11 protein-coding genes and 2 tRNA genes are annotated in these 12,879 nt (G+C 73.0%); 12 read left to right on the forward strand and 1 reads right to left on the reverse strand.

The annotated features are described in order from the left end of the window. Window positions 1-3: 3 nt before the first annotated feature. Genes BM342_RS03200 through BM342_RS19775 form a run of 7 tightly spaced genes read left to right on the forward strand, consistent with a single transcriptional unit; the run spans window position 4 to window position 7,242 of the window. On the forward strand, window positions 4-441 hold the full coding sequence (locus BM342_RS03200) for a phage tail protein (RefSeq protein WP_092964059.1): 438 nt from the start codon (window positions 4-6) through the stop codon (window positions 439-441). Between the two features lie 10 nt (window positions 442-451). Beyond that, complete coding sequence (locus BM342_RS03205; protein ID WP_092964060.1) at window positions 452-1,216, forward strand: CIS tube protein; 765 nt, start codon at window positions 452-454, stop codon at window positions 1,214-1,216. Beyond that, a complete protein-coding gene (locus BM342_RS03210) occupies window positions 1,203-3,041 on the forward strand; it encodes a VgrG-related protein (RefSeq protein ID WP_092964061.1) in 1,839 nt (612 codons plus the stop codon). Before BM342_RS03205 ends, BM342_RS03210 begins: the two co-directional genes overlap by 14 nt. A gap of 12 nt (window positions 3,042-3,053) precedes the next feature. After that, window positions 3,054-3,464, forward strand: a complete 411-nt coding sequence (locus BM342_RS03215; RefSeq protein ID WP_092964062.1) for a GPW/gp25 family protein — start codon at window positions 3,054-3,056, stop codon at window positions 3,462-3,464. Further along, a complete protein-coding gene (locus BM342_RS03220; RefSeq protein WP_092964063.1) occupies window positions 3,461-5,410 on the forward strand; it encodes a putative baseplate assembly protein in 1,950 nt (649 codons plus the stop codon). The genes BM342_RS03215 and BM342_RS03220 overlap by 4 nt, the downstream gene beginning before the upstream one ends. A gap of 1 nt (window position 5,411) precedes the next feature. Beyond that, window positions 5,412-5,966: a phage tail protein gene (locus BM342_RS03225; protein WP_092964064.1), complete on the forward strand. Its 555-nt coding sequence runs from the start codon at window positions 5,412-5,414 to the stop codon at window positions 5,964-5,966. 1 nt (window position 5,967) lies between these two features. Continuing rightward, complete coding sequence (locus BM342_RS19775) at window positions 5,968-7,242, forward strand: zinc ribbon domain-containing protein (RefSeq protein WP_177232039.1); 1,275 nt, start codon at window positions 5,968-5,970, stop codon at window positions 7,240-7,242. A 73-nt stretch (window positions 7,243-7,315) separates the two neighbouring features. Here BM342_RS19775 and BM342_RS03240 read toward each other — a convergent pair whose 3' ends face one another. After that, on the reverse strand, window positions 7,316-9,865 hold the full coding sequence (locus tag BM342_RS03240; RefSeq protein WP_177232040.1) for an AfsR/SARP family transcriptional regulator: 2,550 nt from the start codon (window positions 9,863-9,865) through the stop codon (window positions 7,316-7,318). Between the two features lie 334 nt (window positions 9,866-10,199). Between BM342_RS03240 and BM342_RS03245 the strand changes: the two genes are divergently transcribed. The 5 genes from BM342_RS03245 (at window position 10,200) to BM342_RS19785 (ending at window position 12,878) form a co-directional block, all read left to right on the forward strand. Continuing rightward, window positions 10,200-10,271, forward strand: a tRNA-Thr gene (locus tag BM342_RS03245). Window positions 10,272-10,317: 46 nt separating this feature from the next. After that, window positions 10,318-10,391: transfer RNA gene (locus tag BM342_RS03250), tRNA-Met, on the forward strand. A gap of 285 nt (window positions 10,392-10,676) precedes the next feature. Beyond that, window positions 10,677-10,844, forward strand: coding sequence for a hypothetical protein (locus BM342_RS19780; RefSeq protein ID WP_092964067.1), 168 nt, complete (start codon window positions 10,677-10,679; stop codon window positions 10,842-10,844). Window positions 10,845-10,869: 25 nt separating this feature from the next. Beyond that, window positions 10,870-12,606: an FAD-dependent oxidoreductase gene (locus BM342_RS03260; RefSeq protein WP_255368747.1), complete on the forward strand. Its 1,737-nt coding sequence runs from the start codon at window positions 10,870-10,872 to the stop codon at window positions 12,604-12,606. Next, a complete protein-coding gene (locus BM342_RS19785; protein WP_092964069.1) occupies window positions 12,603-12,878 on the forward strand; it encodes a metal-sensitive transcriptional regulator in 276 nt (91 codons plus the stop codon). The genes BM342_RS03260 and BM342_RS19785 overlap by 4 nt, the downstream gene beginning before the upstream one ends. Window position 12,879: the final 1 nt, after the last annotated feature.

The raw sequence follows: 12,879 nt of genomic DNA on the forward strand, positions 1-12,879 counted from the left end.
GGCATGATCGAGGTCATCGAAGACGTGAACCTCGCCGTGGGCGTCAGCTACATCGTGACGATCGACGGCGAATCGCTCGGCGCGTTCGCGAGCTGCGAGGGCCTCGGCGTCGAGGTCGTGCTCGAGTCGCGTGAGGAGGGCGGCAACAACAGCTTCGTCTGGCAGTTGCCGACGAGGCTCAAGTTCTCGAACGTGAAGCTCTCGCGACCCGTCGGCAAGGGCACGTCGCAGCCGATCCTCGCGTGGATCGCGAAGGCGCCGTCGCTCACGCCGAGCAACGCCGAGATCCAGGCGCAGAACGCGCACGGCGAGAAGATCGCGACCTGGCACCTGCAGCGCGTGGTGCCCGTGCGCTGGACCGGCCCGTCGCTCACTGCGGAGCAGCCGAAGGTGCTCACCGAGACCCTCGAGCTCGCCCACCACGGCCTCGACGCCGAATGAAGGAGCCGCCATGCCCGTCACGAAGACCGACACCACGAGCGCGAGCCTCACACACGCCGTGCTCGAACTGCTCGAGCCGGGCAAGACGCCGGGCGTGCCAGGCGGGCCGATCGGGTCGATCCAGTTCCAGATGAACCCCAAGGAGCTGACGATGGCGAAGTCGGCGAGCTGGAAGACCGAGAAGCAGAAGAAGGCCTCGTCGGCGCCGCCGGCGACCTACCAGGGTCCAGAGGCGCAGAAGCTCTCGGTCGAGATGTTCTTCGACGACACCGCAGGGGGGAGCGGCGACAGCGTCGTGCAACGGGTCGAGAAGCTCTTCCAGGCATGCGCCCCGACGAAGGACTCCAAGCGCGGCGACAAGCCGTCCGCGCCATGGGTGCGCTTCAAGTGGGGCGTGCTGTCGGGGTTCGTCGGCTACATCAAGTCGGTGTCGGCGAAGTACACGCTGTTCTCGCCGACGGGCACTCCGCTGCGAGCGGTGTGCACGGTGGCGCTCGAGGAGATCGCCGAGGAGCCGGGCAAGCAGAACCCCACCTCTGGCGGACTCCGTCCGAGGCGCGTGCACACGATCCGCGAGGGGGACACGCTCGCCGCGATCGCGTACCGCGAGTACGGCAGCGCCGCGATGTGGCGCGTGCTCGCCGACGTGAACGGCATCGACGACCCCATGAGGCTCGCGCCGGGTCGCGCCGTCTTCCTCCCGGCCGCCGACGAGCTCTCGCAGCCCGCCTCGGTCGACGTCGCGAGGCGGGAGGTCGCGCATGCCGGCCGTTGACACGTTCACGAGCCTGCTGCTCGTGTCGGTGGCGGGCCGCCCGCTGCCCGCCACGGTGTCGAGCCTGCTCCTCGCCGGACGGATCACGGATGCCGCGAACCTGCCCGACTCGTTCGAGCTCGAGTTCACCGACTCCGGCGGCACCGTGCTCGCCGACGGCGGCTTCGAGATCGGCAAGCCCGTCGTGCTCACGGTGTCCGAGAACGGCGCGCAGGGTCCGCAGCGCCTGATCGACGGCGAGGTCACCGCGATCGACCGCGAGGATGTCGCAGGGTCGCTGCGCACGCGCGTGCGCGGGTTCGACCGGTCGCACCGGCTCTCGCGCGGCAGGCGCGTCGCGGCGTTCGTCGACCAGACCGTGGCCGACATCGTGCGCAAGGTCGCGAGCGGCGCGGGCGTGCGGGTCGATCGCATCGAGGTTCCCGTGAGCTCGGTCATGAAGCACGTCACGCAGGACAACGTGAGCGACTGGGTCTTCCTGAAACGGCTCGCGGATGCCTCGGGCTGCACGTTCTCGGTGCTCGAGTCCGGCCTGGTGTTCACCCCGCGCACCCCGGCGAACGAGGCGCCCGCCGGGGCGGAGTCCGCGCGCGACGACCCCGTCGTGATCGAGCACGGCCTGAACACCATCTGGCTCACCTCGACCGTGACGGCCGCGAGCCAGGTCTCGGGCGTCGAGGTGCGCGGGTGGGACCCGAAGCAGAAGAAGGCCGTGATCTCGAAGGCGAAGCCCGAGACGCGGTCGGTCGACCTCGCGACGCTGAAGCCCGAGAAGGTCGCGAAGACGTTCACCTCGCCCGAGTACGTGAGCCCGACGGGCGACGGGGTGCCGAACACGCAGGACGTGCGCGCGAAGGCCGTCGCCGACCGCATCGCGGGCGGGTTCGCCGAGGTCGAGGCGCGCGTGCTCGGCAACTCGCACCTGCACTCCGGAACGGCCGTCACGCTCAAGGGGTACGGCGTGCCGTTCGACGGCCGCTACACGGTATCCGAGGCCGTGCACGAGTTCTCCGCGGAGGCCGGGTACACGACCACGGTCGTCGTGAGCAACGCGTCGGACCGGTCCCTGCTGGGGCTCGCGAGCGGGGGCGCGTTCGGTGGCGCCTCGATCGGCGACCCGGCGTCGCGCATGCCCGGTGTCGTGTCGGCGCTCGTGAGCGACATCGACGACCCCGAGAACGCGGGGCGCGTGAAGCTCGCCTTCCCGTACCTCTCCGACGACTACGTGAGCGGGTGGGCGCGCACGGTGCAGTTCGGCGCGGGCGCCAAGCGCGGCGCGGTGTTCATGCCCGAGGTCGGGGACGAGGTGCTCGTGGCCTTCGAGGGCGGCAGGTTCGACCGTCCGTACGTGATCGGCGGCCTCTACAACGGACGCGACGAACCGAAGACGAGCTGGGCCGAGTCGGTCAAGGGCGGCAAGGTCGAGCGGCGCTCGTTCACGTCGCGCACGGGCATGGAGGTCGTGTTCGTCGAGCAGTCGGGCACCGAGACCCTCGAGGTCTCGACCACCGACGGCAAGCAGCGCATCACCCTCACCCAGACCGGGCAGAAGGGCATCGAGATCATCTCGGAGGGACCGGTCACGGTCACCGCGAAGGCCGATGCGACCGTCAAGGCCGATCAGGGCAAGCTCGCGCTGTCCGGCCAGAGCGTGCAGATCAAGGCGACCGGCGAGCTCTCGATCGAGGGGGCGACGCTCGCGCTCAAGGGCACGCAGTCGGCCGAGGTCAAGGCCGCGATGCTCACGCTGAAGGCCGACGCGACCGCCGAGCTGTCGGCATCCGGCATCACGACGGTCAAGGGATCGATGGTCAAGATCAACTGAGAGGTGGGGCGGATGTCTCGAGAGTTCGTCGGGCACGGCTGGGCGTTCCCCGTGCACGCCGATGCGACGGGTCGCATCGCGCTCACGTCGGACGAGCGCGAGATCGAGGAGAGCATCCGGCTGATCCTCGCGACCGCTCCTGGCGAGCGGCCCATGCGACCCGAGTTCGGGTGTGCGGTGCACGACTACGTGTTCGCGCCCGCCGACGCCTCGACCGCCGGCGCGATGGGCGTCGCGGTGCGTGCGGCGCTGCGGTTCTGGGAGCCCCGCATCGAGCTCGGCGAGGTGACGGTCTCGCTCGAGCACGCGCACGAGGGCGTCATGTACATCGACGTCGGCTACACGATCCTCGGCACCAACGATCCGAGGAACCTCGTCTTCCCGTTCTACGTGATCCCGCAGGAGCAAGGAGCGACGTCATGAACCTGCCCGCACCGAACCTCGACGACCGACGCTTCCAGGACCTCGTCGACGATGCGAAGCGCCTCGTCGCGCTGCGCTGCCCGGAGTGGACCGACCACAACGTGTCGGATCCGGGCGTCACGCTCATCGAGGCGTTCGCGTTCATGACCGACGAGCTGCTCTACCGGTTGAACCGGGTGCCCGACCGGCTCTACCTCGCGTACCTGGACCTGCTCGGCGTCACGCTCTTCCCGCCCGCGAACGCGAGCGCCGACCTCCTGTTCTGGCTCTCGGCGCCGCGCGAGGAGACCGTCGTGGTGCCGGCCCGCTCGGAGGCGGGCACGCCGCGCACCGAGACGAGCGAGGCGATCGTGTTCACGACGGTCGACGAGCGCGAGATCCCGCCCCGCAGGCTCGTGCGCATCGGCAGCCAGCCCGCCGAGGGCGACCCGTGGGTGCGCGACACGAACCTGCAGGGCGAGGAGCTCGACGCGTTCCAGAAGACCCCGGTGATCGGCGACGCGCTGCTCTTCGGCCTCGACGAGCCGTCGCCGGGCCTCGCGATCTCGCTGCACCTCGACTGCGCGGTGCGAGGCGTCGGCGTCGACCCGCTCGATCCGCCCATCGTGTGGGAGGCGTGGTGCGGCAGCGAGTGGCGCGCCTGCGATGTCGTGAGGGATGCCACGGGCGGCCTCAACCGTCGCGGCGACGTGGTGCTCGTGGTTCCCGCCGGGCACGCGGCATCCGTCGTCGCGGGGGAGCGGGCCGGCTGGATCCGCACGCGCCTCGAGGAGCGCGACGCCGACGTGCCCACGTACAGCGCCTCGCCGCTCGTGCGGTCGGCCGCGGCCGACACGGTCGGCGCGGTCGCCCACGCGGTGCACGCGAGCACGGTCGACGATGAGATCCTCGGGCTCAGCGAGGGCGTGCCGGGGCAGGAGTTCACGCTCGGCGTCAGCCCGGTGGTCGACGACGGCACCCCGTTCGTCGTCGAGGTCGGAACGGGAGCCGCGTGGGCGGAGTGGACCGAGGTCGACGGGTTCGCCGACCAGGAGCCCGACGCGCGGGTCGTGAAGCTCGACCGCACGCGCGGGGTCGTGTCGTTCGCGCCCGCCGTGCGCGAGGACGACGGACGGCTGCGCCAGTACGGTGCCGTGCCGCCGAAGGGCGCGCCGATCCGCGTTCCCCGGTACCGGGTCGGCGGCGGTGCTCGTGGCAACGTCGCTCCTGGGGCGGTGTCGGTGCTGCGGTCGACGGTGCCGTTCGTGAACCGCGTCGAGAACCGGCGCGCCGCGCACGACGGCGTCGACGGCGAGACGGTCGACGAGGCCAAGGCCAGGGGGCCGCTCACGCTGCGCACGCTCGACCGGGCGGTCACCCTCGAGGACTACGAGCAGTTGGCGAAGCGCGTTGCACCGTCGATCGCGCGGGTCAAGGCGGTCTCCGCGACCGGCAAGGGCTCCGAGCAGGGCGTGCGCCTCCTCGTGGTGCCGACGGCTGTGCGCGCGGCCGACGGGCGCGTCGAGTTCGCCGACCTCATCCCGTCGGACGAGGTGCTCACGCTGCTCGCCGACGACCTCGACCGCCGCCGCACGGTCGGCGCGCGGCTCGCGATCGAGCCGCCGCTCTACCAGGGCATCACGATCGTCGCGAAGCTCATCGCCAAGCCGCGCGTCGCGACCGAGCGCCTGCGCGACGACGCCGTCGCCGCCCTCTACGGCTACTTCGACGCGGCGGCGGGCGGCGCCGACGGCGGCGGGTGGCCGTTCGGCAGACCGGTGCTCGCGGGCGAGGTGTACGCCGTGCTGCAGTCGCTGCCCGGCACCGAACTCGTCGACGAGGTGCTGCTGTTCGGCGCGGACCCCGTGACGGGCAAGCGCGGTGACCCCGTGCAGCGCATCGACCTCGAGCCCGACGCGCTCGTCTTCGGGTTCGAGCACCGCGTCCGCGTGACGGCGGGGGTGTGACGTGCGCGGCCTGGTGCCCCAGCTCGAGAACCCGTCGCCGTACGTCACGCGGCTGCCGGCGGTGCTGCAGGAGGACGAGTTCCTGCAGCGCTGGCTGACTGCGTTCGACGCGTCGATCGCGCCCGTCGTCTCGGTGCTCGACAACCTCGACGCCTACGTGCGGCCGGGTACGACGCCGGTCGACTTCCTCGACTGGCTCGCGACCTGGGTCGACGTCGAGCTCGACGAGGAGTGGTCGGTCGGCCAACGGCGCCGGGTCGTCGCCGATGCGGCCGGCCTGCATCGGCGGGCCGGCAGGTTCGACGGCGTGCTCGAGACGGTTCGGTTGATCGCGGGTCCGGATGCCTCGGTCGAGGTCGTCGAGAGCGGCGGCACGTCGTGGTCGGGGACCGCGCACGGGGCGCTCCCCGGATCGCCGGACGGCGTCGTGCGCATCACGGTCGCGATGCCGGGTCTCGGCGACCGCGCCGAGGTGCTGCGCCGGCGGCTCGCCCGGGCCGCACGGCGGGTCGTGCCCGCGCACATCCGCACCGAGATCGAGATCACGGAGGCGTGACATGGCCGAGGGCATCGTGTGCGACGAGTGCGGCGCGCAGAACGAGGTGGGCGACGACTTCTGCGGACAGTGCGGGGCCTACCTCGCCTGGGAGCGCAAGGCGTCGACGGATGCCGCGGCGCCGGCGCCGTTCGAGGAGGAGCCCGAGCCGGAGCCAGCACCCGAGCCGGTGCCGGAGCCGGAGCCGGAGCCGGAACCCGCGCCGGTGCCGGAGCCGGAGCCTCAGCCCGAGCCCGAGCCCGAGCCCGAGCCCGAGCCGGAGCCGGAGCCCGAGCCGAAGCCCGAGCCCGAGCCGGAACCCGAGCCCGAGCGGGAGCCGGAGCCGGAGCCTCAGCCGAAGCCCGAGCCCGAGCCGAAGCCGGAGCCAGAGCCGGAGCCCGAGCCGAAGCCGGAACCCGCCGCCGCGGCTTCCGTGCCGATCGCGGCTGCTGCGGCATCCGTCCCGCCGGCGACCGTCGCCGCCGTCGTGCCGAGGGCGCAGGCGCCGACGAAGGCCCCGGCGGCACGCAAGCCGTCGGCCGTGCCGCCGCGCCAGGTCAAGCGCGCGGCAGGGCCGCTCGACGCACCGAAGCCGGGCGACCTCGTGTGCCCGAGTTGCGGAGCGGGCAACGCGCCCGGCCGGCACTTCTGCCGCCGCTGCGCCGCGCCGCTCGAGGCCGAGCCCGATCGGTCGCTGCCGGCCTCGCATCAGGCGGCGGCCGGGACCCGGCCGAAGCGCCGCCGACGGTTCCGCGTCGGCTGGCTCGTGACGTTGATCGTCATCGCCGCGATGGTCTGGGCCGGGTGGTTCTTCCGCGACGCGATCACCGGGTTCGTCGCGTCGGCCGCCGATCGCATCGTCGACTCGAGCGCGCGCAACCCGACCGGGGTCACGGCGTCGAGCTCGGCCGACGGCCGGACTCCCGAACTCGCGCACGACGGCTTCTCGGACCTGTCCTGGGCTCCGGCGCCCACCGGACCGGCGGTCGGCGAATGGCTCGACGCGACCTTCGATGCGCCGTTCCGCCTCGTGGCCGTGGCGATCTCGCCCGGCGCGTCGGCCGAGCAGGCGGACTTCCTCGCGCAGGCGCGTCCGTCGTCGATGCTCGTGACGACCACGGATGCCGAAGGCGCCACGCACGACCTGCGGATCAAGCTCGCCGACGAGCCAGGCCCGCAGCGGTTCGACGTGGGCATCGACGACGTGGTCGCCGTGCGGTTCACGATCGAGGGCGCCTACGGGGCGTCGCCCGACACGCATGTCGCGGTCGCGGAGGTCGAGTTCAGCGGCAGGTGACGGATGCCGCGGCGACCGCTCGACCGCCCTCGCGTCCCCGCGACTGACGCCGCCGCCCCTCGGCGGTCAGGGCTCACTCCGCTCCGAGGGCCTCGCGCATCGAGCGGTAGCCCTCCTCGGCGCGGCGTGCCGCGATGACGTCGCCGGCGCGATCGTGCATCGCGACGAGCGTGCGCCAGGAGTCGTCGAGCCATGGGTCGATCTCGACCGCTCGCCTGGCCATCGCGACGGCGGCGTGCTGATCGCCGAAGTGGGAGTGCAGGTGCGCGAGCGAGGAGGCCGCCTCGCCCGCGCGGTGCCGGTACCGCTCGCGTGCGCCCACGGCCCACTCGGCGGGACCGTCCTCGGGCAGCACGTCGCCGCGGTACAGGTCGATCGCGGACACGAGGCGGTCTCGGGCGATGCCGGGTTCGCGTCGGGCCTTGGCGATCGCCGCCTCGCTCAGGTGCTCGTCGAAATCCGCGAGGTCGCAGTCCCGGTTCGCGGCGATGCCGAGCCGGTACGCCTCGCCGACGCGTTCGACGATGCCGCCCTGCCGTCCGGACGCCGGCAGCATGCGGCGCAGGCTCGACACGCTCACGTGCAGCGCGTGCAGTGCGGACTCGCTGCCGAGGTCGGTCCAGAGCAGGTCGGCGATGTGCTCGCGGTGCAGGGGCGCACCCGCGTTGAGGGCGAGCATGCGCAGCAGCATGCGCGCCTGGGGGCGCACGAGCCGGAGGTCGGCGTCGACGCCGTCGAGCTGCAGCCGGAACCCTCCGAAGCACGCCACGGCGACGCGCACGCCGGCCCGTTCGGCCGTCTCGACGCGAGGCCTGGGTCGCCGGGGCAGGGCGAACGGCAACCTGGGCAGGCCGGTCTCGATCGCGGCACGGCGCGCGGTCGCCGCGCGGCCGGCCGCCGCGGCGGGATCGGCCGTGCGCAGCGCGACGGCTGCTTCGAGCAGGGCCCGCGGTCCGGGCATCCGGAGGGTGATCGTGGCGGCATCGAGCGCCGCGATGAGGTCGGGCGCGCGCGGGCTGCCGGTGATCGCCGCCCCGACGGCGGCCATCCCACGGCACCAGGTCGCGGCATCCGTGAACCCGAACCGTTCGCAGCGGTCGGCGAACTCGATCGTGCGATCGATCTCGAAGATCCCTCGGCGGAAGCGGTCGAGCACGTCGATCGCGCTCACGGCGCAGGCGCCGACGCTGTCGCCGCGCGCCTCGAACTGGTCGACGACCTGGCTCACCGTGCCCCGCTCGGGAACCGTCGTGAGCGCCGCGATCGCGCCGCGCGCCAGGCGTGCCAGGCCGCCGAGCCCGTATTCGACGCACTGGCGCTCGAGTGCGAGCAGCCCGTCGAGCGTCTCGGCGGAGCCGGCGGTGGGCGCCCGCACCACGAGCAGCACGAGCCTGGCCCGGCACCGGTCGGCCCCGGCCTCGGCAGTGCGTGCCGCGCGACGAAGCAGCGGCACCGAACCGGCCAGGTCGCCGCGGCCGATGCGCTCGGCCGCATCTGCGAGCAGGGGGCGCCGGGGGGTGGACCCGGGGAGCCTGCGTTGGGCGGAGGTCGGGGCGCCGCGACCCGGCGCCCCGACGCCGCCCGTGTCGTTCGCTTCGACCCCGGTCGCCTCGGTCGCACCCGTCGGGACGAGCCGGTCGTCGCTCGCGGCCTGAGCCAGTGCGGCGGCGATGCCCGCCGACCGGCGGGCGAGGCGTGCTGGCGGCCGTTCGACCCAGAGCATCGCGGCGTGGCGTGCGTCGGGGTCGGCCTGCAGCAGATCCTCGAGCTCGTTCCAGGCCCGACCGGCGGCGAGCGCATCGGCGGCCTCCGGCCCGGCGCCCTCGTCGAGCAGCACGTCGACCGCGGCTCGCACCGCGCGCGTGCGCGCCGGCGGGTCCATGCCGTGCAGCAGGTGGCGCCGCAGCATCGGCGGCAGGGCCCTTCGGCCGCCGTCCCGGCGAGTGTGCATCACGACGCCGGCATCCAGTGCGGCGAGCAACTCGGCGGCGCCCTCGTGGCCGAGCACGCTCGAGGTCCGCGCCAGGTCGAGCTGCGGCAGCGGGCTCGTCGCCGTCAGCGCGTCCACGAGCGACTGCGGCAGGTCGGCGAGCACCTCCTCGAGCCAACCGGCGGCGATGTCGCCCTCGACCGCGTCGCCGAGCCACGCGTCGAGCTCCTCGTCGGTCTCCGCCTCGGCGGAGACCGCGAGCTCGCGGACCAGGCGCGCCCACCCGGCCGTCTCGTGGCGCACCCGCGAGCCGATCTCGGGGTCGATGCGGCGCCCGCAGACCGAACGGAATACAGCCGCGACGTCGGGCAGCCGCAGCGCCAGCGCCGACGCGGGCACCACGGAGTCCCGGTCGATCGCGAACGTCGGCGGCCGACGCGACACGACGATCAGCCGATCCAGGTCGGATGCCGCGACGAACTCCTCCAGCACGGACTCCGCCGCCGTGCCGATGAGGTGCTGCGCGTCGTCGACCGCGAGGGTGCCCCTCGAGATCGCCGCGGCGTCGAGCAGTGCCCGACGGGCGACCTCCGGATCGGCCCACTCCCGAGCCGCGGCGACCAGCGCCCCATCGGCTTCGAGGACGAGCCGGCGGGCGAGCGTCGACTTCCCGCTGCCGGGCGCACCCGTCACGAAGGTCACATCGCGTGGACTCAGCGTCGAGGCGGACCGTCCTGAAGACGGACGAGCCGATTCCGCGGGTCCACGCGCCGGGCCTGAATCGCGCACGGACGTTGCCATCGAGAACACCGTCACCCCCAATTGACGGACCGCTCGGGAATGCGACGAGGCTACCGCTCGCCCGGATCATCCGGAATCGGTGGCAGCCCTGATCAGGACGACCGGAATGGCCCCAGTTCGGGGGTCCGGCCGGCCGGATGGCACGCCCATGACGGGCTCGGGCGGCCTCGGTTCGGAACATGGCCCGGGAGGTGATATTCTCTTCAGGTTGCCGAGTACGGCACACGCCCCGATAGCTCAGTGGTAGAGCACTTCCATGGTAAGGAAGGGGTCGTCAGTTCAATCCTGACTCGGGGCTCGGTTTTCTCGGTTCGGCTTCGCGGCAGGGCCGGTGAAGCCTTCCCGGCGGGGTAGCTCAGGTGGTTAGAGCACACGGCTCATAATCGTGGTGTCGCGGGTTCGAGTCCCGCCCTCGCTACAACAGGCCCGGACTTCAGCAGAAGTTCCGGGCCGTTCTTGTCTGACATCGCGGATCGGGTCTGACGTCGCGGATCGGGTCCGGCATCGCGGATCGCGTCCGTCGTCGCGGCATCCGCTCGCCCGACTCCGTTCGAGCTCGCGCACGCGCCCGAACCGTCGCGCTCCGCGGCCCCGCCGCGCACGGGTGAAGCACGGCTCCCAGCACTCGATCAGATACCCCCGGGGTATTCTTCTCGAGCGGGTCCGAGGCGATCGGACCCGCTTTCGAGAAGGAGCGAACCCTATGTGCAGCGCCATCATCTGTCGAACCTGCGGCAAGACGACCTGGGCCGGATGCGGCCAACATGTCGAAGAGGCCCTGCACGGGGTTCCGCAGGCTGATCGCTGCAACGGCCACGAGGACGATGCCGAAGCGAAGCCCGGCCTGTTCGCCCGGATCCTCGGGCGCTGACGTGAGCGTGGAACCCGTGCGCTCCGTGGACCCGGCACGGCCACGACGTACCGTCATCGTCGGCGGGGTCGCCGGGGGGATGTCGGCGGCCACGCGCCTGCGCCGCCTCGACGCCGAGCGCGAGATCGTCGTGCTCGAGCGCAGCGGCGCCGTGTCGTACGCGAACTGCGGCCTGCCCTACCACCTCGGCGGGGCGATCCCCGATCGCGGCGCGCTCGAGCTGCAGACGCCCGACGGGCTGCGGGCCCGCTTCGGACTCGACGTGCGCGTGCTCACCGAGGCCGTGGCGATCGATCCCGACGCGCAGACCGTCGAGGCCCGCGATCTCCGTACCGGCGCCATCGAGCACCTCGCCTACGACGAGCTCGTACTCGCGCCGGGGGCTTCGCCCCGCCGACCCGCGTCGATCGCGTCCGGCGCCCGGGTCGAATCCCTGCGCACGCTCGACGACCTCGATCGCATCGCGGGCGCGGTCGACGCACTCGCGCCCGGCGCGCCCGTCGTCGTGATCGGCGCGGGCCACCTCGGCATCGAGATCGCCGACAACCTGCATCAGCGCGGGCTGGCGGTCACCGTCGTGCAGCGCGGCACGCACCTCCTGCCCGTGCTCGACGCCGAGATGACCGCGCCGCTCGCCGACCACCTGCTCGGACTCGGCATCGACGTGCGCCTCGGCGTGGGCGTCGCCGAGGTGGGAGCGGACGAGGTCCGCCTCGCCACCGGTCTCCGGCTGCCCGCCGAGCTCGTGATCGCCGCGATGGGCGCCGAGCCCGAGACCGCGCTCGCCCGCGGCGCCGGCATCGGCATCGGCGCGTCTGGCGGCATCGCCGTCGACGGGCTGCACCGAACCGGCATCCCGAACGTCTTCGCGATCGGCGACGCCGCCGAGAAGGTCGACGCGATCGATCTCGTCTCGCGACCCGTCGCGCTCGCGGGCCTCGCCAACCGCCACGGGCGGCACGTCGCCGACATCATCGCGGGTCGCGACGCGACTCCGGCCCGTCCAGCCCTCGGCACCTCGATCGTCGACGTCGCGGGCATCACGGCCGCATCGGTCGGGTGGAACGAGCAGGTCGCGCGCTCGCGCGGCCGCGACGTGCGCGTGCTGCACTCCCACCCCCTCTCGCACGCCGGCTACTACCCGGGTGCCCGACCGATGTCGCTGAAGCTCGTCGTCGACGCGGCCGACGACCGGATCCTCGGCGCGCAGGCCGTCGGCACCGACGGCGTCGCCCGCCGCATCGACGTCATCGCGGTCGCCATGAGCGCAGGGATGCGCGCCTCGGCGCTCGCCGACCTCGAGCTCGCCTACGCGCCGCAGTACGGCAGCGCCAAGGACCCGGTCAACCAGCTCGGCTACCTCGCCCGCAATCGGGCGTCGGGCGGCGACCGCACGATCCAGTGGCACGAACTCGACGCCGCGGTCTCCGACGGTGCCGTGCTCCTCGACGTGCGCGCGAAGGCCCAGCTCGACGAGGGCCTCATCCCGGGTGCGGCGTGGATCCCCGTCGAAGAGCTGCGGTCGCGCCATGCCGAGTTCGCCGGACGCCCGATCGTCGTGCACTGCCGGGTCGGCCAGGGTGCCCACACCGCGGCGCGGCTGCTCGCCGAGCTCGGCCACGACGTGCGCAATCTCGACGGCGGATACCTCACCTGGCGCGACGGCATGCGCGCCATCGCCCTCGCCGACGACGGCGCGGACGGCCGACGGGCGGGCATCGAGGGCACCGCCTCCGATCTGGACGAGCGGAGCGCGGCGTGAGCGTCGTCCAGGATCCCGAGGCCGCGCGTCGCATCGTGAACCGGCTCAAGCGGGCCAGGGGCCAGCTCGACGCCGTCATCTCGGCGGCCGAGTCGGGCGAGGACTGCCAGACCGTCGTCACGCGGCTCGCGACCGTGTCGGGCGCGCTCGACAAGGCCGGGTTCGCGATCATCTCGCAGGCCATGCAGGAGTGCCTGCGCCCCGAGACCGACGAGCGCGTGCGGCGGGCGCGGATCGAAGAACTCGAGACGCTCTTCCTCCGGCTCAGCTGAG

Source organism: Agromyces sp. CF514 (assembly GCF_900113185.1).
GTDB lineage: Bacteria > Actinomycetota > Actinomycetes > Actinomycetales > Microbacteriaceae > Agromyces.